At 64.2% G+C, this 20,116-nt stretch carries 18 protein-coding genes and 1 tRNA gene; 9 read left to right on the top strand and 10 right to left on the bottom strand.

Annotated elements, in window-relative coordinates:
* Positions 1–57: 57 nt before the first annotated feature.
* Positions 58–1,305, bottom strand: coding sequence for a dicarboxylate/amino acid:cation symporter (locus MNBBLIKP_RS05690; protein ID WP_088308370.1), 1,248 nt, complete (start codon positions 1,303–1,305; stop codon positions 58–60).
* A 94-nt stretch (positions 1,306–1,399) separates the two neighbouring features.
* Here MNBBLIKP_RS05690 and glmM point away from each other — a divergent pair, with 94 nt between their 5' ends.
* The 3 genes from glmM to thiD are packed head-to-tail and all read left to right on the top strand — an operon-like array spanning position 1,400 to position 3,713.
* Positions 1,400–2,740, top strand: a complete 1,341-nt coding sequence (gene glmM / locus MNBBLIKP_RS05685; protein WP_088308366.1) for a phosphoglucosamine mutase — start codon at positions 1,400–1,402, stop codon at positions 2,738–2,740.
* Complete coding sequence (locus tag MNBBLIKP_RS05680) at positions 2,737–2,964, top strand: DUF1272 domain-containing protein (protein WP_088308364.1); 228 nt, start codon at positions 2,737–2,739, stop codon at positions 2,962–2,964. The genes glmM and MNBBLIKP_RS05680 overlap by 4 nt, the downstream gene beginning before the upstream one ends.
* Entirely contained in the window at positions 2,964–3,713 is a 750-nt protein-coding gene (gene thiD, locus MNBBLIKP_RS05675; protein WP_088308362.1) for a bifunctional hydroxymethylpyrimidine kinase/phosphomethylpyrimidine kinase, read from the top strand. The genes MNBBLIKP_RS05680 and thiD overlap by 1 nt, the downstream gene beginning before the upstream one ends.
* Positions 3,714–3,896: 183 nt before the next feature.
* Here thiD and MNBBLIKP_RS05670 read toward each other — a convergent pair whose 3' ends face one another.
* Together MNBBLIKP_RS05670 and dinB are read right to left on the bottom strand one after the other, a co-directional pair.
* Complete coding sequence (locus tag MNBBLIKP_RS05670; protein WP_088308360.1) at positions 3,897–4,769, bottom strand: TIGR00730 family Rossman fold protein; 873 nt, start codon at positions 4,767–4,769, stop codon at positions 3,897–3,899.
* Between the two features lie 46 nt (positions 4,770–4,815).
* Positions 4,816–5,943, bottom strand: coding sequence for a DNA polymerase IV (dinB, locus tag MNBBLIKP_RS05665; RefSeq protein ID WP_088308358.1), 1,128 nt, complete (start codon positions 5,941–5,943; stop codon positions 4,816–4,818).
* Between the two features lie 77 nt (positions 5,944–6,020).
* Here dinB and MNBBLIKP_RS05660 point away from each other — a divergent pair, with 77 nt between their 5' ends.
* Entirely contained in the window at positions 6,021–7,289 is a 1,269-nt protein-coding gene (locus tag MNBBLIKP_RS05660; RefSeq protein ID WP_088308368.1) for a multidrug effflux MFS transporter, read from the top strand.
* A complete protein-coding gene (locus tag MNBBLIKP_RS05655) occupies positions 7,289–8,761 on the top strand; it encodes a glycerol-3-phosphate dehydrogenase (protein WP_088308356.1) in 1,473 nt (490 codons plus the stop codon). The genes MNBBLIKP_RS05660 and MNBBLIKP_RS05655 overlap by 1 nt, the downstream gene beginning before the upstream one ends.
* A gap of 167 nt (positions 8,762–8,928) precedes the next feature.
* On the opposite strand, the gene MNBBLIKP_RS05650 is transcribed toward MNBBLIKP_RS05655, so the two are convergent.
* Both MNBBLIKP_RS05650 and MNBBLIKP_RS05645 read right to left on the bottom strand, forming a co-directional pair.
* The gene (locus tag MNBBLIKP_RS05650; RefSeq protein WP_088308354.1) at positions 8,929–10,452 is read right to left on the bottom strand and encodes an acyl-CoA carboxylase subunit beta; all 1,524 of its coding nucleotides are present in this window, start codon (positions 10,450–10,452) and stop codon (positions 8,929–8,931) included.
* Positions 10,449–12,341: an acetyl/propionyl/methylcrotonyl-CoA carboxylase subunit alpha gene (locus MNBBLIKP_RS05645; protein ID WP_088308352.1), complete on the bottom strand. Its 1,893-nt coding sequence runs from the start codon at positions 12,339–12,341 to the stop codon at positions 10,449–10,451. Before MNBBLIKP_RS05645 ends, MNBBLIKP_RS05650 begins: the two co-directional genes overlap by 4 nt.
* 114 nt (positions 12,342–12,455) lie before the next feature.
* On the opposite strand from MNBBLIKP_RS05645, the gene MNBBLIKP_RS05640 reads away from it, so the two are divergent.
* The gene (locus MNBBLIKP_RS05640; protein ID WP_088308350.1) at positions 12,456–13,340 is read left to right on the top strand and encodes a c-type cytochrome; all 885 of its coding nucleotides are present in this window, start codon (positions 12,456–12,458) and stop codon (positions 13,338–13,340) included.
* Between the two features lie 114 nt (positions 13,341–13,454).
* Positions 13,455–13,880, top strand: a complete 426-nt coding sequence (locus MNBBLIKP_RS05635; RefSeq protein ID WP_176399667.1) for a GFA family protein — start codon at positions 13,455–13,457, stop codon at positions 13,878–13,880.
* Here MNBBLIKP_RS05635 and MNBBLIKP_RS05630 read toward each other — a convergent pair.
* From MNBBLIKP_RS05630 to MNBBLIKP_RS05620, 3 genes are all read right to left on the bottom strand, one after another.
* Complete coding sequence (locus MNBBLIKP_RS05630) at positions 13,877–14,536, bottom strand: RlmE family RNA methyltransferase (protein WP_088308346.1); 660 nt, start codon at positions 14,534–14,536, stop codon at positions 13,877–13,879. The two genes, MNBBLIKP_RS05635 and MNBBLIKP_RS05630, sit on opposite strands and share 4 nt — an antisense overlap.
* A complete protein-coding gene (locus MNBBLIKP_RS05625; RefSeq protein WP_088308344.1) occupies positions 14,533–15,741 on the bottom strand; it encodes a Ppx/GppA phosphatase family protein in 1,209 nt (402 codons plus the stop codon). The genes MNBBLIKP_RS05630 and MNBBLIKP_RS05625 overlap by 4 nt, the downstream gene beginning before the upstream one ends.
* Positions 15,742–15,834: 93 nt before the next feature.
* Entirely contained in the window at positions 15,835–17,286 is a 1,452-nt protein-coding gene (locus MNBBLIKP_RS05620; RefSeq protein ID WP_088308342.1) for an ATP-binding protein, read from the bottom strand.
* A 136-nt stretch (positions 17,287–17,422) separates the two neighbouring features.
* Between MNBBLIKP_RS05620 and MNBBLIKP_RS05615 the strand changes: the two genes are divergently transcribed.
* A tRNA-Gln gene (locus tag MNBBLIKP_RS05615) sits at positions 17,423–17,496 on the top strand.
* 160 nt (positions 17,497–17,656) lie between these two features.
* The gene (locus MNBBLIKP_RS05610) at positions 17,657–18,784 is read left to right on the top strand and encodes a dipeptidase (protein WP_088308340.1); all 1,128 of its coding nucleotides are present in this window, start codon (positions 17,657–17,659) and stop codon (positions 18,782–18,784) included.
* 7 nt (positions 18,785–18,791) lie between these two features.
* Here the strand turns inward: MNBBLIKP_RS05610 and MNBBLIKP_RS05605 are convergent, their stop codons facing one another.
* Together MNBBLIKP_RS05605 and MNBBLIKP_RS05600 are read right to left on the bottom strand one after the other, a co-directional pair.
* On the bottom strand, positions 18,792–19,286 hold the full coding sequence (locus MNBBLIKP_RS05605) for an NUDIX domain-containing protein (RefSeq protein ID WP_088308338.1): 495 nt from the start codon (positions 19,284–19,286) through the stop codon (positions 18,792–18,794).
* Positions 19,274–19,906 carry a 6-phosphogluconolactonase gene (locus MNBBLIKP_RS05600; RefSeq protein ID WP_088308336.1) on the bottom strand — a complete coding sequence of 211 codons (633 nt, stop codon included), beginning with the start codon at positions 19,904–19,906 and terminating at the stop codon, positions 19,274–19,276. The genes MNBBLIKP_RS05605 and MNBBLIKP_RS05600 overlap by 13 nt, the downstream gene beginning before the upstream one ends.
* Between the last annotated feature and the right edge of the window lie 210 nt (positions 19,907–20,116).

Here is a 20,116-nt window from a genome sequence, read left to right as displayed (position 1 = left end):
CCCCCCTCCGACCCGCCTGCGGCGGCTCACCTCCCCCAGAGGGGGAGGATTTCGAGGTCAGACCCTGCGTCGGTCAACCGCCGTGGTCACCGCCACGTCCATTGTCACATTACCCAGCGTGCGCATTACATCCGGCAGCATTTCGACCGCGACCAGCAGGGCGAGCGGGCCGATCGGCACGCCCATCGCATTGGCAATCGGGCCAACCGAAACCACAAAGCTGAGCGTGCCGGGCAACGAAACAGAGCTGAGCGACACCAGAAATGCCACCACGGCACCCGCCAGCAAGGCCCAGACTGACAGCGGGGTGCCGGTCAGGTAAGCGGCATAGATCGCCACCCCCATATTCATCGCCGGGCTGGTGGCCCGAAAAATCGCCACGGCCAGCGGCAGGACGAAATCGGCAGTCGCTTCGCGCACACCCATTTGCCGGGTCGCGCCCAGCATCGCGGGCAGGCTGGCCAGCGAACTTTGCGTGGAAAATGCCACGGCAAAAACCGGCAGCATCGCTTTGAGGAACGTGCCAGGCCGCTGCCCGCCCAGCGTGATCGCCAGCAAGAACCCGGCAAGCAGGATAACCGCCCCGGCGCAGCTGACCACCACGATGTAATGCGCAAGGGCCCCGATCGCATCGGATCCGCTGTCTGCCGCCAGACCGATGGCAAGGCCGAACACGCCCAACGGGGCAAGCATCAAGACCCAGCCGACCATCACCATCATCGCGCCTGCCAGTCCTTCAAACACTTGCGCCAGCGCCCGCCGCGGGGCCGGGCCGATCCGCGCGGCAGCGACGGCAAGTGCGGATACGAACAGCACGATCGGCAGCATCGCCCCGGCATTGGCAGCGGCAAAGATGTTCTGCGGCAGCATTGCATCGACCACTTCGGCAAAGCCCGGCACCGTTCCGGTTGCGGCCACGCCGCCGCTCAGCGCGGCAGCCGCCTTTTCAGGGATGGGAGCCAGGCCAAGCAAGCCCGGCACCAACAGGGCCGACATCAGCCCACTGAAGATCAGCACCGCAAAGAACAGCCCGACCGCCCGCCGCGCCAGCGCGCCGCCGCCGGCCGCCGCCAGGGTCTGCGAAATGCCGGTATAGACCAGGCCAACCACCAAGGGCAGGATCGTGATCTGCAACAGTTTCAGCCACCACGCCCCGAGCGGCTTGGCCACGGCCAGCACATCGGCCAGCAGCGGGCTGCCGCGCAGCATAATCCCCACCGCAAAGCCCGCCACCAGTCCGGCAAAGGTCAGCGCGGCAGGCACCTTGATCTCGGGAAAGGTCGCGCTTTCCGCTGCTTCGTTCATGGCTTGCTCCCCGATATCGCCCATTACCCGCGTGACTTTAGCGCAGCGGCGCGACATAGCAATTTCTGAACACTTTGCGGGTTACAGGCGGGATATGGGACGCAAGTATTTCGGCACGGACGGGATCCGGGGCAAGACCAACGCCGGGGCGATGACCGCCGCCATGGCGATGAAAGTGGGCCAGGCGGCCGGCACGCATTTCCTGCGCGGCAGCCACAAGCACCGGGTGGTGATCGGCAAGGACACGCGACTTTCGGGCTATATGCTGGAAAACGCGCTGGTCGCGGGCTTTACCAGCGTCGGCATGGACGTGGTGCTGACCGGCCCGCTGCCCACCCCGGCGATCGCCATGCTGACGCGGGAACTGCGCGCCGATGTTGGCGTGATGATTTCGGCCAGCCACAACCCTTACGAGGATAACGGCATCAAGCTGTTCGGCCCCGATGGCTTCAAACTGTCGGACGAAGCCGAAGAAGCGATCGAAGCGATGCTGGACGCCGACCTGCCATTGGCCCCCAGCCCGCAGATCGGCCGCGCACGCCGGATCGACGACGTGCGCGGGCGTTATATCCATGCGGTCAAAAGCTCGTTGCCCGACGATGTCCGGCTCGACGGGCTGAAGATCGTGGTCGATTGCGCGAACGGTGCAGCCTATCAGGTTGCCCCCAGCGCGATTTGGGAACTCGGCGCGGAAGTGGTTGCGGTGGGGGTTCAGCCCAACGGCACCAATATCAACGACCGCTGCGGATCGACTCATCTGGAACTGGTCAAGGAAACGGTCGTCGCCAGCGGCGCGCAGATCGGGATCGCGCTGGATGGCGATGCCGACCGGCTGATCGTGGTCGATGAGCGCGGGCAGACCGTGGACGGCGATCAGATCATGGCCCTGATCGGCAGCCAGTGGGCCCAGCAAGGGCGCCTGCGCGGGGGCGGCGTGGTCGCCACGGTCATGTCCAACCTTGGCCTTGAACGCTTTCTGCAAGGCCAGGGGCTGGACCTCGTCCGCACCAAGGTGGGGGACCGCCACGTGCTCGAAGCGATGAAGGCGCAGGGTTACAACGTTGGTGGGGAGCAGAGCGGGCACATGATCCTGCTCGATCACGCCACCACCGGCGATGGCACCGTTGCCGCGCTGCAAGTGCTGGCGGCGCTGGTCCGTTCGGGCAAGCAGGCGAGCGAGCTGCTGCATCTGTTCGATCCGGTGCCGCAATTGCTCAAGAACGTGCGCTTTGCCGGGGGCAAGCCTTTGGATGACGCGCGGGTACAGGCGGTGATCGCTGGCGCCGAAGCGCAACTGGCGGGCAAGGGCCGGCTGGTGATCCGCCCCTCCGGCACCGAACCGGTGATCCGCGTCATGGCCGAAGGCGACGACGCGGGCGAGGTGGAACAAGTGGTCGATGCGATCTGCGATGCGGTGAAGGAAGCAGCGGCATGAGCCTGGAAATGCGCCCCGATTGCGAAAAGTGCGGCACCGAACTTCCAGCGGAATTGCCTGGCGCGTTCATCTGTAGCTTTGAGTGCACGTTCTGCACCGATTGTGCGGATGCGATGGACGAGCGCTGCCCCAATTGCGGCGGCGAACTGCTTGACCGGCCGACGCGGGCGACGCAGCACCACGCCAAGAGCCCGCCCAGCACGGTGCGCAAGTTCAAGGGCTGATGCCTCCCCCCCGCATCCTCTCCATCGCCGGATCCGATTCATCGGGCGGGGCGGGCATTCAGGCTGATATCAAGACCATCACCATGCTCGGCGGCTATGCCATGACCGCGATCACCGCGGTGACGGCGCAGAACACGTGTGGCGTGACCATGGTTGATGCGCTCGGCCCGGCGATGGTCGGGGCGCAGATCGATGCCTGTATCAGCGATATCGGCGTGGACGCGGTCAAGATCGGGATGCTGGGTTCGCCTGAGGTGGCGCATCTGGTTGCCGACCGGCTGGAGGCGCTGGCGGTGCCGGTGGTGTTCGATCCGGTAATGATCGCCACCAGCGGCGCGGCGCTGGCCGATGCGGCCACCATCGCGGCGTTTGAACGGCTGATGCGGCTCGCCACGCTGACCACGCCGAATGTGTCCGAACTCGAAGCACTCGGCGGGCATGAGGGGATGGCAGCGCGCGGGATCACGTATCTCGCCAAAGGCGGCGATGCCGAAGGGGAGCGGGTGGACGACGTGCTGATGGTGCCGGGCGAGGCGCCGCATGTCATGTCGGGCAGCCGGATCCACACCCGCCACACCCACGGCACCGGCTGCACCCTGTCGAGCGCCATCGCGACCGGTCTGGGCAAGGGCCTGCCCCTGCCCGAAGCCATCGACCGCGCCCGCCTGTTCGTCCGCAGCGCCCTGCGCGCCGCGCCGGGGTTTGGCGCCGGGCATGGCCCGCTGGGGCATGGCGAAGCGCGGGGGTAGTCAAAGGTCCTCCCCATTTTCACGAAGTGCAAATGGGGAGGGGGACCGCCCGCGTAGCGGGTGGTAGAGGGGTTTTGGCCTCGCCGCGTTACCCCTCCGTCAGCCGCCTTCGGCGTCTGCCACCTCCCCATTTGTGGCATTCGCCAAAAATGGAGAGGATCTGATGGGCTGCACTATGCGCTTTCACCCCAGCTCGTAAAACTCCACCACTTTGGCCCAAGCCTCTTCCGCGGTTTCGACCCAGTGGAACAGCTTGAGGTCGTCGTGGTTGACCACGCCTTCGTCCGCCAGCGCTTCAAAATTCAGCACCTTGTTCCAGAAATCCTTGCCGAACAGCAGGATCGGGATCGGGCGCATCTTGCCGGTCTGGATCAGGGTCAACAGCTCCATGAACTCATCCAGCGTGCCGAACCCGCCTGGGAACACTGCCACGGCCTTGGCGCGCAGCAGAAAGTGCATCTTGCGCAGCGCGAAATAGTGGAACTGGAATGCCAGCCGCGGGGTGACGTAGGGGTTGGGGGCCTGCTCGTGCGGCAGGACGATGTTGAGCCCGATCGTTTCCGCCCCGGCCTCCACCGCGCCGCGATTGGCCGCCTCCATGATCGAAGGCCCGCCGCCCGAGCAGACCACGAACTGGCGCATGCCCTGTTCGACGATGTTGCAGCTCGACGCGATATGCGCGAGCTGGCGCGCTTCCTCGTAATACTGCGCCTTCGCCGCAAGCCGCTCGGCCACGGCCTTGCGCTCGGGCGGGGCATTGGCGACCAGCTCAGCCGCAGCTTCGGGCGACGGGATCCGGGCCGAGCCATAGCAGACCAGGGTCGACCCGATCTTCGCCTCGTCCAGCAGCATTTCGCACTTCAGCAGCTCCAACTGAAACCGCACCGGGCGCAATTCGTCACGCAGCAGGAAATCGGTGTCGCGAAAGGCCAGCTTGTAGGCCGGACTGCGGGTCTGGGGAGTGGAATGGTCCTGAGCCTCGACAAAGCCCGCTTCCTGTTCCGCCTTGTAGAAACGCCGCCGATGCAGGCGTTTTTCCTGTTCTTCTTCTGTCATTAGCCCCTTTTCGGCCAATGCCTGTCCGCTGTCAAAGGGGGATGGGTTACAACAGCGAAAGCTGCGCATCCCCGCCGACCGGAGCGGGCGCATCATCCTCACCATCCAGCTGCGACAGAGTCAGGCCGAGCAGCCGCACCGGCTGGGCGAGCGGCAGGACTTCATCCAGCAAGGCGTGGGCAATCGCCGCAAATTCTGACCGGCTCGCCACTGGCTGCGCGGTCGAGCGGGCGCGGGTCAGGCCGGAAAAGTCCGCGTGCTTCAGCTTCAGTGTCACAGTGCGGCCATGGGTATCGCTCTTTTCGATCCGGTCCCAGGTAATCGCGATGATCCTTTCCAGCACATCGCGCAGGGCCGAGCCGCTGGAGATGTCCTTGTCAAAAGTCCGCTCTGCCCCCAGCGATTTGCGCGCTCGGTTGGCTTTGACCCGGCGCAGGTCGATGCCCCGCGCCGCGCGGTAAAGGTAATCGGCCTGGCTGCCGAAATGCTGGCGCAGGTACTGCACGTCCTTCGCCGCCAGATCAGCCCCGGTCTCGATCCCCAGCGCGGTCATTTTCTCTGCGCCTTTGGGCCCGATCCCGAAAAACCGCCGCACCGGCAGCCCGGCAACGAACTCAGCCCCCTCGCCCGGGCGGATGACGCAAAGGCCATCGGGCTTGTTCTGGTCGCTCGCCAGCTTGGCGAGGAACTTGTTGTAACTGACCCCGGCGCTGGCGGTCAGTCCCGTTTCGGCTTTGATCCGCGCCCGGATCAGCTGCGCGATGCGGGTGGCGCTGCCGATCCCTTTGCTGTCCTCGGTCACATCAAGGAATGCTTCATCCAGGCTGAGCGGTTCGACGTGCGGGGTGTAATCGAAGAATATCTCGCGGATCTGACGCGAGATCGCGGTATAGACCGCAAAGCGCGGGCGACGGAAAATCAGGCCCGGACACAACCGTTTGGCAGTGACCGATGGCATGGCCGAACGGCAGCCGAACTTGCGCGCCTCATAGGAACAGGTGCTCAGCACTCCGCGCGGACCATCGCCGCCCACCGCCACCGGTTTGCCCCGCAGCTCCGGTTCGTCGCGCTGTTCGACGCTGGCATAGAAGGCATCCATATCAACGTGGATCACCTTGCGCAGGCCCTGCACCGGTTCGTCGAAGTCATCGGTTTCTGTGGACGGCTCGGCCATGCGCTGCAGTCTACGCCGCGCCGCTGCATACGAAAAGGGACTCGCCAATTCCGGCGAGGACCGGCATGGAAGAAGGCATGCCCACCGCAGCGGTATCTTCCGCGCCGACCCGAATCGGCGAGCGCGAATTCATTGCCTTGATGGCGATGATGATGGCGCTGCAGGCGCTGTGCATCGATGCGATGCTGCCTGCGCTGGGCGTGATCGCCCAGGACCTGAGCGTATCCGATCCCAACAGCCGCCAGCTGGTGGTGGGCGTTTTCCTGTTCGCTGCCGGGTTTGGCTCGCTGCTGCCGGGATTTCTGGCTGATCGATACGGCCGCCGCCCGGTACTGTTTGTCAGCTTTGCCGCTTATGTGCTGTTCGCACTGGCCTGCGCATTGGTGCAGGATTTCAATACCCTGCTGGTGCTGCGCGCGCTCCACGCCGTATCCAGTGCCGGACTGTCGGTGTTGCCCGGCGCGATAATCCGTGATCGCCTGTCGGGAGACCGCATGGCGCGGATGATGTCGATAATCTCGGTGGTGTTCATGGTCGTGCCGATGATCGCGCCGTCCTATGGCCAGGCAGTGCTGGTCGTAGCAGGCTGGCGCTGGATTTTTGGCGGCATGGCGGTGATGGGGCTGCTGGTTGGGCTGTGGGCCTGGTTGCGCCTGCCCGAAACCCTGAACCCCGAATATCGCCAGGCGATCGCCATTGGCACGATTGCGCGCAACATGGCTCACGCTGCCACTGATCGCAGCGCCATGGGCTATGTCGTTGGCGGTGCGCTGCTGACTGGCGCACTGTTTGGCTATATCAATTCCTCGCAGCAGCTGATTGGCGAGCATTTCGGCGCAGGGCCAAACTTTCCCTTGCTGTTTGCGCTTCTGGCAGGCGGCATGGCATTTGCCAATTTCTTCAATTCGCGAATTGTCGAACGTTTCGGCGCCAGGCGGGTCAGCCATGCGGCGCTGCTCAGCTTTATCGTGATCAGTGCGTTACAGGTCGTGCAGGCCCATTCCGGGCAAGAAGGCCTGTGGCAATTCATACCCCTGATGGCTGCAAACATCTGCTTGATGGGCTTTATCGGCGCGAATTTCGGCTCGATCGCCTTGCAACCTTTTGCGCGGATCGCCGGGGTGGCAAGTTCGTTCCAGGCCTTCTTGCGAATGGCGACCGGCGCTTTGCTGGGCAGCCTGATCGGGCTGGCTTATGACAATTCGGCACGGCCGCTGGCCGCCGCTTTGCTGGCTTGCGGTGTCGTGACCCTGGCGCTGGTACTGTTCAGCGAACGCGGCGTACTGTTCCGCCGTCTTACTCCGCCCGGAGCGCCGCGTCCGGTGCATGACCCTGATCTGATCTGATGGAGGACGAAGTGTTTGATCTGGCCGTTATTGGCGGCGGCATAAACGGCGCAGGCATCGCGCGCGATGCCGCCGGGCGCGGCGCGAAAGTCCTGCTGCTGGAGGCGGGTGACCTGGCGCAGGGCACCAGCTCGGCTTCGACCAAGCTGATCCACGGCGGGCTGCGCTATCTGGAGCATTACGAATTCGCGCTGGTGCGCGAAAGCCTGAGCGAGCGCGAGGCGTTGTGGGCGATTGCCCCGCACATCATTCATCCGCTGCGGTTCGTCTTGCCACACGTAAAGGGCCTGCGCCCGCGCTGGTTGCTGCGGTTGGGACTGTTCCTTTATGACCATATTGGCGGCAGAAAGCACTTGCCCGCAACGCGCAGCATTGACCTGCATCGCCATCCGGCCGGTGCGCCGCTGAAGGGAGAGTTTGGCCCGGCGTTTGAGTACTCGGATGGCTGGGTGGATGATGCTCGGCTGGTGGTGCTGAATGCGATGGACGCCGCCGAGCAAGGCGCAGAGGTGCGCACGCGCACCCCGGTTACCGCCGCACGGCGCGAAGGCGACTTTTGGGCAATCGAAACCCCGGCCGGACAGTTCCGGTCGCGTGCATTGGTCAATGCAGGCGGGCCCAAGGTACTGGAGGTTGAAGGCCTGATCGGCGAGAAGCCCGATTTTGCCATGCGGCTGGTTCGCGGTTCGCATATCGTGGTGCGCAAGCAGTTCGACCATCCCTATGCCTATTTCTTCCAGCTACCCGATGGACGGATCTTTTTCGCGATTCCCTATGAACGGGATTTCACTCTGATCGGCACGACTGATGCCGATCAGCAAGCAGGCGAACCGATTGCCGCAAGTGAAGCCGAAATCGCCTATCTGTGCGAGGGAGCCAGCACCTATTTCCAAACGCCGGTTACCCCGGCGGATGTGGTCTGGACCTATTCCGGGGTGCGGCCGCTGGTCGATGACGGATCGGGCCGGCCAGAAGCAGCGACGCGGGGCTACCGGCTGGATCTGTCAGCGGCGGAACGCGGTGCGCCCTTGCTCAGCGTTTACGGCGGCAAGATCACCACTTATCGCCATCTGGCCGAAGAGGCGGTTAACCTGCTCGCACCGAACCTTTCCGCGCTGCAAGGCAAGCCATGGACCACTGCCAAACCGCTGCCCGGCGGCGATTTTGCGATCGACGGGCTGGACGCACTGAAGGGCGATCTGGCCGCGCGCTACCCGTTCCTCGACGCAGGCAGTGTTGACCGGATCGCCCGCGCCTATGGCACCCGTGCCGATCGCTGGCTGGCCGGGGCCGAGGGCTGGCAGGCGCTGGGCCGCAGCTTTGGGGCCGGGCTGACCCAGGCTGAGCTCGATTACTTGCGTCAAGCCGAATGGGCGGTCAGCGCTGAGGATGTGCTGTGGAGGCGGACCAAGCTGGGCCTGCGGCTGAGCGCAGAGGAACGCGCGGCGGTGGAAGCGTACCTCGCCTCCTAATCCCTCTCCATTTTCACGTAGTGCAAATGGGGAAGTGGCAGACGCCGAAGGCGGCTGACGGAGGGGTAATGCGGAGAGGCCCTTGCCCCTCCGTCATTCGCTGCGCGAATGCCACCTCCCCATTTATGCTTCGCAAAAATGGAGAGGGTCTTTGCTAACCTCGCCCCCTACCCTGCCCCCAAAGCCCGCCATGCCAGATCGGCAAATTCGCACAGCAAGGGCCGCGTTTCGCGCGGGTCGATGATGTCTTCGATCCCGAACTTCTCTGCCGTGCGGAACGGGCTGCGGACCAGGTTGAGCCGAGCGCGGATCGCTTCCAGATGGGCTTGCGGATCTTCCGCCGCTTCGATCTCGCTTTTGTAAGCAACCTCGATCCCGCCTTCGATCGGCAGGCTGCCCCAATCGCCGCTGGGCCAGGCAAAGCGGTACTGGAACGCTTCGGCGTTGCTCATCGCGCTGCCGGCGATGCCATAGGCGCGGCGGATCACCACGCAGCATAGCGGCACCGTAGCCTTGTAGATCGCGTTCATCGCCTGCACGCCGTAACGGATCGTCCCGGCCGTTTCCGCCGCCAGCCCGATCATGAAACCGGGGTTATCGACCAGATGAACCACCGGCAGGCGGAACTGATCGGCCAATTTGATGAACCGCTCCACTTTCTCGCTGGTGCGGGCTTCCCATGAACCGCCAAGGAAACTGGGATCGCTTGCCACCACCGCCACGGGCCAGCCATCAAGCCGGGCAAAGGCAGTGATCGCGGCGCGGCCCCACATCCGGCCCATTTCGAACACCGAGCCCGCATCGAACACGGCGCTCAGCAGCTTGCGCATCGAATAGACCTGCTTGGGATCGCGCGGGACCAGATCGATCAGAGCTTGTTCGCGCCGATCTGCCGGATCGGTATTGGCAGTGCGCGGGGCGTGCTGGCCGACGTGGCTGGGCAGGTAGGACAGGAACCGCCGCGCCGTGGCAAAGGCTTCGGCCTCGCTGGCGACTTCTTCATCAACCACGCCGTTGCGGGTATGGATCACGCTGCCGCCAAGCGATTCCTTGTCGCTCGCTTCACCAATTGCCTCGACCACGGCGGGCCCGGCGGCGAACAGCTGCGACAGGCCCTTGACCATGATCGAGTAGTGGCTCGCCACCACCCGCGCCGCGCCCAGCCCCGCCGTGGGGCCAAGCGCCAGTGCAACCACCGGCACCGTCTCAAGATTCTTGACGATTTCGCCCCAGCCGGGGGTCGCGGGAACATAGGTCGCGCCGATTTCCTCCAGCGTCTTGACCGATCCGCCCCCGCCGGTGCCGTCGATCATCCGGATCAACGGAATCTTCAGCGTGTGGGCCATCTGTTCGCATGCCACGAATTTGCGGTGAATCGCCGCGTCCGCCGCGCCGCCACGCACGGTGAAATCATCCGCGCTCGCCACCACCGGGCGATTTTCGATATTGGCGCGGCCAAACACCAGATTGCTGGGCGACAAGTCCAGCAGTTCACCGTCCGGGCCATAGCGACCCTTGCCGGCAATCTTGCCGATTTCGCGGAATGAACCGGGATCGACCAGCCCCTTGATCCGCGCCCGCGCGTCAAGCTTGCCTCGTCCATGCTGGCGCGCGACCTTTTCGGCCCCGCCCATCTGTTCGGCCAGCTTGCGGCGTTGGCGCAGCTCCTCGATTTCAGGTTTCCAGCTCATGCCGGGTCGGCCTCGACCACCGCCAGCAACATTTCGACCTGAACCTGCGCTCCGACCACGGCGGCCAATTCGCCGATCGTGCCATCGAATGGCGCGGTCAGCGCATGTTCCATCTTCATTGCTTCCAATACCAGCAGGCGTTGGCCCTTTGCCACCCGATCACCCGCAGCGACATCGACGGCGATTACCTTGCCCGGCATCGGCGCCAGGATTGCCCCATCGCCCGCATGAGCCCCCGGGCGCGGGCGCGGGGCGTGGAAAGTGAAGACCCGGCCTTGTCCGCGTTCCGTCACCGCCACGCTGTCCGCCCCGATCATGTCTGCGCGCAGAGTGCCTGCCGCCAGCGAATTTCCGATCACCCGGTGCTCACCAGACCACAGCGCGATACCGTCTTCCGCCTGGCGGTTGAGCCGGAAGCCGAACAATCCCTGCCGGAACGCGCGCACCTGGCCGCTGGCGTGCCAGCCCAGCCAATCACGCCGCAACCGGGCCGCGGCGGCATCGGCTGCCTGCTGACTTGGCACCTCAAGCGGGATCAGCGCCTGATCCTTGCGTGCGATCAGCCCGGTATCGACCGTGCCCACAGCAAAATCAGGATCTGCCAGGCATTCATAGAGGAAGCCCTTGTTGGTAGTCAGCGGGGCGACGAAACTGTCGTCCAGCGCCTCCATCAATTGCACCCGCGCCTCGTCCCGGGTGGGGGCATGGGCAATCAGTTTGGCGATCATCGGATCATAGAACGGGCTGATCACATCGCCTTGCTCCACCCCGCTGTCCGCCCGGACCGATGGCGAAAGCCACAACTGATCGAGCGGTCCGGTGGCGGGGAGAAAGCCCTTGGCCGGATCCTCGGCATAGAGCCGCGCCTCGATCGCATGGCCGGTCAGCGTGATCTGGTCCTGGGTGAGCGGCAGTGGTTCTCCGGCAGCAACGCGCAATTGCCATTCGACCAGATCGAGCCCTGTTACCGCTTCGGTTACCGGGTGCTCCACTTGCAACCGGGTGTTCATTTCCATGAACCACACCCGGTCAGCGCGCAGCCCCTCACTGGCATCGGCAATGAATTCGATCGTGCCCGCGCCCTGGTAATTTACTGCCCGAGCGGCCTGCACCGCCGCCGCGCAGACTGCGGCACGAGTCGCCGGGTCCATGCCGGGAGCGGGTGCTTCCTCAATCACTTTCTGATGGCGCCGCTGGAGTGAGCAATCGCGTTCAAACAAATGAACCGCATGGCCGTGCGAATCGCCAAACACCTGCACTTCGATATGGCGGGGCGAGAGAATATATTTTTCGATCAGCACTACGTCGTTGCCGAAACTCGCCGCAGCCTCGCGCTGACATGATTCGAGTGCATCGGCAAAGTCCTTTGCCGTATCCACCCGGCGCATGCCCTTGCCGCCGCCGCCCGCGACTGCCTTGATCAGCACCGGATAGCCAATCGAATCGGCCTCGGCCTGCAGCCGCGCGGGTGACTGGTCTGCGCCAAGATAGCCCGGTGTGACCGGCACACCGGCGGCCTGCATCAGCGCCTTGGCCGCATCTTTCAGCCCCATAGCTTCAATGCTTTCCGGATCCGGACCGACCCAGATCAGCCCTGCAGCCCGCACTGCCCGCGCAAATGCGGCGTTTTCGGACAGGAAACCATAGCCGGGGTGAATCGCTTCTGCCCCGCTGTCCAGCGCGGCCTGGATGATCCGATCCCCCACCAGGTAGCTTTCGCGCGCCGCCGCCGGGCCGATCCGCACTGCCATATCCGCCGCGCGGACGTGGGCGGCGCGGGCATCGGCATCGGAATGGACCGCGACAGTGCGGATCCCCATGGCGCGGGCGGTTCGGATGATCCGGCAGGCAATTTCGCCGCGATTGGCGATCAAAAGTGATGAAAACATGGGGACACTGGCTAAGCGTGAATGGCCAGCCCCGCAATGCCCCTTGCGCAAGGGCTAAGCCGACACTAGAGCGACCCGCAAATTAAGCGTGATCTACCCAACGGGGCACCATCCATGTCTGATCGCTTCAATACCATCGCCGGCTGGACGCTGTTTTCGGGCGTCGTCGCCCTTGGCCTTTCCAGCCTGAGCGGCCACTACTTCCGGGCCGACAAGCACAACCGTCCTGAAAAGATGGGCTTTGCCATCGAAGGCGTGGCTGAAGAGGGTGAAGGCGGCGCAGCTGCCACCCCGATCGAAGCGCTGCTGGCCAGCGCCGATCTGGCCAAGGGCGAGGCTTCTTTCAAGAAGTGCATGGCTTGCCACACGGCAAACCAGGGCGGTGCGAATGGCATCGGTCCGAACCTTTATGGCGTGATGGGTGAAGCGGCGGCTGCTGGCCGCGGCGGCTTTGCTTTTTCAGATGCACTCAAGGCCAAGGGTGGCAAGTGGGACTGGACCAGCATGAACGCCTGGCTGACCAGCCCCAAGGGCTTCGCCAATGGCACCAAGATGAGCTTTGCGGGCCTGTCTGACCCGGCTGAGCGCGCCAATGTGATGGCCTACCTCAACTCGCTCGGTTCGAACCTGCCGCTGCCCGCCGTTCCGGCCGCCGCCGCAGCGCCAGCCGCTGGCGGGGAAGCTGCTGCTGTGGTTGGCGATGCCGCCAAGGGCGAACAGAGCGCCAAGAAGTGCGCCGCCTGTCACACCTTCAACGCGGGCGGTGCTGCGGGTATCGGCCCCAACCTTGCGGGCATGGTCGGCAAAGGCGTAGCTGCCGGCAGCTTTGCCTACTCCGACGCGCTCAAGGGCAAGGGCGGAACCTGGGACGATGCCACGCTTGACGCCTGGCTGAAGAACCCCAAAGCATTCGCTGCTGGCACCAAGATGACCTTCGCGGGCATCAGCGATGCCCAGGAACGCGCCAACGTGATCGCCTACCTCAAGACCGCCAAGTAAGGCCGGATTTCAGGTTGAAGAACAAGGGGCGGGGCCGCGAGGCTCCGCCCTTTTGGTTGTCGCCCTGCTAAGACCATAGTTTGCCTGAACATAGGCCCCCTAAGGGAGATGACTATGCGCGAAGGCGGATGCAGATGTGGCGCAGTGCGCTTTTCCCTATCGGGACAGCCGCTTGGTGGCATCGCCTGTCATTGCAGGGATTGCCAGTATGTTGCCGGAGGCTCGGCCAATCTTAGTTGGATCTTCGCTTATGAGAACCTCTCGCTGACGAAAGGGCAGCCCAGATCGTTCCGGGCCAAGAAAACAAGCGGAGGAACACTGTTCTGCGGTCACTGCGGCGTTCAGCTTTTCTCGCGGCCTGATAGCAACCAAAGCCTGGTAGCCGTCAAGATTGGCGCACTGGACGATGCTTCCGGTTTCAAAGTCGATGCCGACCTGTGGATGTCTTCGGCAACGGACTGGCATCAGGCTCATCAGGGTGCCGTCCAGTATGCTGGAAACATGATTGATCCGCCCCACAGCCCTGGGGCGCCAACCTAGCCTTTAAACCCCTGCGCGATCACGTACCATTCGGACGAATCCTTGCGGCTGGCAGGCGGTTTGGCGTGCTTCACGCTGGTGAAATGCTTCTTGAGCAGCGCGAGCAGATCAGCGTCGGTTCCACCCGCCAGCACTTTGGCGACAAAGGCTCCGCCCGGTGCCAGATGCTCGATCGCGAAGTCGGCGGCCGTTTCAACCAGGCCCATGGTGCGCAAATGATCGGTCTGCTTGTGGCCTACGGTATTGGCGGCCATATCCGAAATAACCAGATCCGGCGCACCATCGAGCGCACCCGCGAGTGCCGCCGGTGCCTCGTCCGCCATGAAATCCATCTGGAAAATCGTCACCCCTTCAAGCGGTTCGGTTGGTAACAGGTCGATCCCGACCACCGCCGCCTTGGGGTTCTGTTTGCGCACCACCTGGCTCCACCCGCCCGGCGCGATCCCCAGATCGACCACCCGGGTAGCGCGTTTGATCAAGCCAAACTTCTCGTCGAGTTCGATCAGTTTGAACGCCGCACGGCTGCGCCAGCCTGCAGCCTTGGCCGCCTTGACATAGGGATCGTTCAGCTGCCGCTGCAACCAGCGGGTCGAGCTTTGCGTCCGGCCCTTGCTTTTCTTCAGCCTGGTGCTGGCTGGCGGATCACCCCGGCTCATGCCGATACCTCGCGCTTCATTCGGCGCAAAGCGGCGCGGGTACGCTCACCTGCCCCTTCGGCGCTCATCAACCCGCGCAAGATGCCTTCGCGGATCCCCCGATCCGCCACGCCCAACCGGTCAGCCGGCCACAGATCAAGAATCGTTTCCAGGATCGCACAGCCGGCCACCACCAGATCGCTGCGTTCGCGCCCGATACACGGCTGGGCCCGGCGCTGGGCCGGGGTCATCGCGGCCAACCCGCCGCTGATCGCACGCATGGCCTGGGTCGAGACGATCAGCCCGTCCACCGCGCGGCGATCATACTGCGGCAGTTCCAGATGGACGCTGGCCAGCGTTGTAACCGTACCGCTGGTCCCCAACAGCCGCAGGCTGGGGCCTTCGGCCTGCTCCAGCGTTTCGGCGATCCGATCGGCAAAACCGGCCAGGCTATCACGCACCAGCTGGCGCATATGCGCATAGCGCGCATTGCGACCAGCATCGTCCTCTGGCTCGGCCTGACAGCTTTCAGTGAGCGAAACGACCCCCCAGGGCACCGATTGCCAATCGCGGATCCTTGGCACCTGGCCCTTTTCCGCATCGACGAGCACCAGTTCCGTCGATCCCCCGCCAATGTCAAAGATCATCGCCGGACCATCGCCCGCTTCCAGCAGCAGATGGCAGCCCAGTACCGCCAGTCGCGCTTCTTCCTTGGCAGAGATGATATCAAGCCGGATCCCGGTTTCGGCGTGGACCCGATCGATGAATTGTGGCCCGTTTTCGGCCCGACGGCAAGCTTCGGTCGCGACGGATCGGGCGAGGTGGACATTGCGTCGGCGCAATTTGTCGGCGCAGATTTGCAAGGCTCCCAGCGCCCGGTCCATCGCCTCCTGGCTGAGCCGTCCGGTTTGCGCCAAACCTTCACCCAGCCGCACGACACGGCTGAAAGCATCGATCACGACAAAATGTTCGCCGGATGGGCGCGCGATCAGCAAGCGGCAGTTGTTGGTGCCAAGATCAATCGCGGCAAAGGCGGGTTTGTGCTGGAACGGACGCGGATTGCCGCCGCCCGCGCTGCGAGCCACTTCACCGGGTCGGCCAGCCGGCCGGCGCGAGACAGAATTCGGGGAAGATCGGCGGGGCGGCGCTGAATCGTGCTGCTCCTGCGTTACGTCCTGCCCGTCTGCCGCCTCCTCGCGCATTGCCGGCGGAAGGTCTTCCGCCATGTCACTCATACTCTTTATGTTTTCCCGCCAAGCGTGGCGAGTACCTGAGACGAGACTAGGCGCGATTGGCCGCTGCGGCAAGTGGCGGAAAAATCAGGCCTCGACAGCAGCGCTGGTCAGGCCAAGGTGCGGCAGGGTTACGGTGCGCCGCCCGCCGAAGTCCGTGCGCATCACGATCAGGCCTTGGCGTTCGAAATTGTCGAGCAAGCGGCGGATCCGGCCTTCGGAATGGGTGCCATAGACCGTGGCCAGCGCTTCATCTTCCGGACAGGCTTCACCATCCTGCGCGGCGCGGGCCAGCAACAGAAACGGCGCCAGCAAGTCTTCAGGGACCGAGCGCGCCAGTCCCAGCAGATCTGCCCAGCGCGGCTCGACCGGATCGGCAATTCCGGCCAGCGCCATGGCAAAGCGGCGGCGAAATGCCGTCAAATCCAGTCCGCTCGCCCGCACCCGATGGATCCGGCAGCGCACGGTAAAGTCCTGGAACAGCTCCGCCGGCGGCACAAATGTGCAACCGGGTTCCTGCGCCATGTCACACAGAATTCGTGCGATGACCGCTTCGCCATCGGGTTCACTGTCAACCTCGCCCGGCAGCGCCAGCGGCTCCGCAATTTCGGCGATCCGCTCGATCAGCAGGTCCGCGCTGGGTACCGGTGGCGGTGCAAGCGGCAATTCGCGCGGGGCGATCTCCTCCATCGGCTGGTGCAACAGCGCATGAAGGTCAGCCCGCTCCATTTCGGGCAGAGGGGCCAGAGCATGTGACACCGCGTTGCTGCCGGTTTGAACGGTCCCGATCCGCACTGCCACCGGACGGCGGCTGATTGCCGGCCCCAGCCCCAGAAAGTGCCCACGCTCCAGATCGCGGATCTGTTCGGCCTGGCGGCGTTCCATGCCGAGCAGGTCGGCCGCGCGCTGCATGTCGATATCGAGAAAGGTCCGCCCCATCAGAAAGTTCGAGGCTTCAGCCGCAACGTTCTTGGCCAATTTGGCCAGCCGCTGCGTGGCGATTACCCCCGCCAGACCGCGCTTGCGCCCGCGGCACATCAGGTTGGTCATCGCCCCCAATGACAGCCGCCGCACTTCATCGGTTACGTCCCCGGCCGCAGCGGGGGCAAACAGCTGCGCCTCGTCCACTACCACCAGCGCAGGGTACCATTGTTCTCGTGGGGCATCGAACAAGGCGTTCAGGAACTGCGCCGCGCAGCGCATCTGCGCCTCGATCTCCAAACCGTCGAGCGCCAGCACCACCGAGGCGCGGTGCTGGCGGATCCGGGCGGCCAGCTGGGCGATCTCTCCGGCAGCATAGGCAGCTGCATCGATCACCACGTGCCCGAACGGTTCGGCCAGGGTCACGAAATCGCCTTCGGGATCGATCACGACTTGCTGGACGATCCCTGCGCTTTCCTCAAGCAGGCGGCGCAAGAGGTGCGATTTGCCCGAGCCGCTGTTACCCTGCACCAGCAGGCGGGTGGCCAGCAGTTCCTCGATATCGATGCTGATCGGGGCTCCGGCAGGGCCGGTGCCGATGACAATCGGAGCGCTCACCCGGTGCTCTTAGGTAGCACCGTGCCCATGACCAAGGGAGCGCCGCACTTTATCCAGAGCTTGCGCATCGGGCAGGTGCAGCACCACGAATCCCCTTGACCCTGGCCGTGCCGCTGGCTAGAGGCGCCCCCCTGATTGCCCGATCCTCTAACGGTAAGAGAGCGGACTCTGACTCCGTCAATCAAGGTTCGAATCCTTGTCGGGCATCCACCTCCCCATCTTTCTATCCGATCTGGCTTCGCCGCCACCGTAGTTGCGGGTTTTGCAACGCGGAGTTAGAGCGACCTCTCGCCGGGCCAAAAGCGGCCCGCCCACCGTGATTGCCCGCGGGTCGCTTTAACCTGCGTGCCTTGGCAAGGAAGGGGGCCGGATGACCATGATTGATCGCCGCAAGGTTCTGGTCGGCGGGGCCACTCTGATAGCCTCTGCTCCCGCCCTGGCACGCAGCGCGGCGCGTGATCCGTTGGCAGGGCGAATCGTGATCAATGCGCTGGGCGGGCTTGGTGATCCCAACCACCCGCAAGACGGACTGCGGCCGGATCTGAGCCAGCGGGTATTGGCAGATGCGCGCCGTTCGGGGCTGAGCGCGGTCAATATCACGCTGGGCCATGTCGCCGGGCCGGGCGATCCGTTTGAATTGAGCGTGGCCGATATTGCCGCAACCGACGCCATGCTGCGGCGGTTTCCGCGCCAACTGGTCAAAGTGCTGACCGCCGCCGATATCCGGCGCGCGGCGCAATCCGGACGGATCGGGGTGATCTATGGCTTTCAGAACGCCGCCATGCTGGGCAGCGATCCGGCGCGGGTCGATCTGTTCGCGGATCTTGGCGTGCGGGTATTCCAGCTGACCTACAATCCGGCCAATGCGCTGGGCGATGGTTCGATGGCCCCGAGCAATCGCGGGCTGAGCGCGCTGGGCCATGATATGATCGCCAGGCTGAACAAGGCCCGGGTGATGATCGACCTGTCACACAGCGGCGAGCGCACCTGCCTTGAAGCGGCGCGCCTTTCGGCCCAGCCGATCTCGATCAATCACACCGGATGCCGTGCCTTAACCGACCTGCCGCGCAACAAGACCGACGCCGAACTGCGACTGGTAGCCGAGCGCGGCGGATTCGTGGGGATCTATTTCATGCCGTTCCTGAGCCCGAGCGGACATGCCCGGGCCGAAGATGTCGTGGCTCACATCCTGCATGCGCTGAAGGTTTGCGGGGAAGATCACGTTGGGATCGGAACCGACGGCGGGACCACCCCGATCGCCGATCTGCAGGCTTACCAGGCCGTATTGGCGCGTGAAATCGCCGCCCGCCGCGCCGCAGGGATGAGCGCGACCGGTGAGCGGCCCGATACCTATCCCTTTGTCGTCGATCTGCGCGGCCCGGATCAGTTCCGGCAGCTGGCGCATCTGCTCAAGGCCAAAGGGCTGCCGCCGCGCGTGGTCGACAAGGTGCTGGGGCTGAACTTTCTGGCTCATGCCAAACAGGTCTGGGGCAGTTAGAGCCTGGCTAGACGCGCTCATCCCCCTTACCAGGGAGAAAAGCGGCGATCCAATCAACGAGGTGCCGTTGCAGCACTGAGGGCAGATCATCCGGCAGACTGGCCGGATCAAACAGGCCCAGCTCGATCACTTCGCGGCCATCGCAGCGCGGCTTGTCAGCGATCCATCCGCCGATCACATGGACGCGGTTGATGGTGCCATAAAGAGGTTCGTCGACCATGGCGATCGAGCGCGGATCACGCAGTTCGCAGGCGGTTTCCTCGGCTAGTTCGCGGATCGCGGCGTTGATGGGACTTTCCTTGGCACCCACACCGCCGCCGGGCAGCATCCAGCGCCGGCTGCCATAGGAATGACGCACCAGCAGCAACCGGCCCTGATCATCAAACGCTAGCACCCGCGTGCCCACGAGCCGTGCACCACTGATCCGCCACCAGCGGCGACGCAATTCATGCGCGATCATGTAACCAGCGCGGTGCAACGGGGCGGGGATCAGGCGAAGCATGTGACGGGGCAATCGGCGAGCTGGCCGGCGGCGGCGAGCAGGCGGGCGACGGGCAGGTCATGTTCCCGGCGCATCGCCGCTTCGAACAGTTCACGCTTGTCCGCGCCGCGGATAACGAACAGCACCTGATCGGCATCAAGCAGCGCCGGGATGGTTAGTGTCAATCGGGGATACGGCGCTTCTGGCGGAAGCGGATCGGGTAACAGGCGGCGGACTGGCTGGCCATCATGCACCTGGGGATCGGTGTTTGGAAACAGCGACGCAATGTGCCCATCTGCACCCATGCCAAGCCAGGTCAGCACGAAATGCGGCGGAATGATTTCCTGCGTCAGCGGCACAATCCGCGCGCCGAGTGGTTCTAGTTGCGCGCGGATCCGCCCGACATTGCTGGCCTGGCTCGCCTCTTCAACGATCCGGTCATCACCGGGCCAGACATCGATCCGAGTCCAGTCCAGCGGACGCAGCGCCAGCTCTGCCAGAATCGGGAAAGGCGTTGATCCGCCGGGCAGGTTGATCGCGATTCGCCCGGTCTGCTTCGCCAATGCCAAAGTCAAATGGCGATGAAGCCAATCAGCAATTGCAAAATCACTTGCCTGCTCGATCAATTTAACTTGCGACATGCGCCGCCGCTAGCAGGTTGTTTTGCCTAAGTGAACCACCTTACAAACCTATGCATCCGAAATAGTTCATTTTCTTTGGATGATTTTAACCAAGGGTCGCGAAATTCAAGCTGGAATTAACCGAACCGCGCATTGACCCCGATCCAGACGGCGACCATCAGCAACACCAGCCCGACCGTCCGGCGCAAGGGCGCAAGGTTGCGCTGCAAC

The sequence above is a fragment of the Novosphingobium sp. B 225 genome (assembly GCF_002198665.1).
Lineage (GTDB): Bacteria > Pseudomonadota > Alphaproteobacteria > Sphingomonadales > Sphingomonadaceae > Novosphingobium.
The sequence above is the reverse complement of the archived record's forward strand: the minus strand, read 5'-3'. Positions and strand labels throughout refer to the sequence as shown.

Bases quoted from the DNA above. Each gene is read 5' to 3' on its own strand.
- MNBBLIKP_RS05655 (WP_088308356.1), top strand. From the start codon at position 7,289: ATGGAGGACGAAGTGTTTGATCTGGCCGTTATTGGCGGCGGCATAAAC.
- MNBBLIKP_RS05600 (WP_088308336.1), bottom strand. From the start codon at position 19,906: ATGTCGCAAGTTAAATTGATCGAGCAGGCAAGTGATTTTGCAATTGCT.
- glmM (WP_088308366.1), top strand. From the start codon at position 1,400: ATGGGACGCAAGTATTTCGGCACGGACGGGATCCGGGGCAAGACCAAC.
- MNBBLIKP_RS05640 (WP_088308350.1), top strand. From the start codon at position 12,456: ATGTCTGATCGCTTCAATACCATCGCCGGCTGGACGCTGTTTTCGGGC.
- MNBBLIKP_RS05605 (WP_088308338.1), bottom strand. From the start codon at position 19,286: ATGCTTCGCCTGATCCCCGCCCCGTTGCACCGCGCTGGTTACATGATC.
- MNBBLIKP_RS05635 (WP_176399667.1), top strand. From the start codon at position 13,455: ATGCGCGAAGGCGGATGCAGATGTGGCGCAGTGCGCTTTTCCCTATCG.
- MNBBLIKP_RS05625 (WP_088308344.1), bottom strand. From the start codon at position 15,741: ATGGCGGAAGACCTTCCGCCGGCAATGCGCGAGGAGGCGGCAGACGGG.
- MNBBLIKP_RS05680 (WP_088308364.1), top strand. From the start codon at position 2,737: ATGAGCCTGGAAATGCGCCCCGATTGCGAAAAGTGCGGCACCGAACTT.
- MNBBLIKP_RS05670 (WP_088308360.1), bottom strand. From the start codon at position 4,769: ATGACAGAAGAAGAACAGGAAAAACGCCTGCATCGGCGGCGTTTCTAC.
- MNBBLIKP_RS05660 (WP_088308368.1), top strand. From the start codon at position 6,021: ATGCCCACCGCAGCGGTATCTTCCGCGCCGACCCGAATCGGCGAGCGC.
- MNBBLIKP_RS05690 (WP_088308370.1), bottom strand. From the start codon at position 1,305: ATGAACGAAGCAGCGGAAAGCGCGACCTTTCCCGAGATCAAGGTGCCT.
- MNBBLIKP_RS05650 (WP_088308354.1), bottom strand. From the start codon at position 10,452: ATGAGCTGGAAACCTGAAATCGAGGAGCTGCGCCAACGCCGCAAGCTG.
- MNBBLIKP_RS05610 (WP_088308340.1), top strand. From the start codon at position 17,657: ATGACCATGATTGATCGCCGCAAGGTTCTGGTCGGCGGGGCCACTCTG.
- thiD (WP_088308362.1), top strand. From the start codon at position 2,964: ATGCCTCCCCCCCGCATCCTCTCCATCGCCGGATCCGATTCATCGGGC.
- dinB (WP_088308358.1), bottom strand. From the start codon at position 5,943: ATGGCCGAGCCGTCCACAGAAACCGATGACTTCGACGAACCGGTGCAG.
- MNBBLIKP_RS05645 (WP_088308352.1), bottom strand. From the start codon at position 12,341: ATGTTTTCATCACTTTTGATCGCCAATCGCGGCGAAATTGCCTGCCGG.
- MNBBLIKP_RS05630 (WP_088308346.1), bottom strand. From the start codon at position 14,536: ATGAGCCGGGGTGATCCGCCAGCCAGCACCAGGCTGAAGAAAAGCAAG.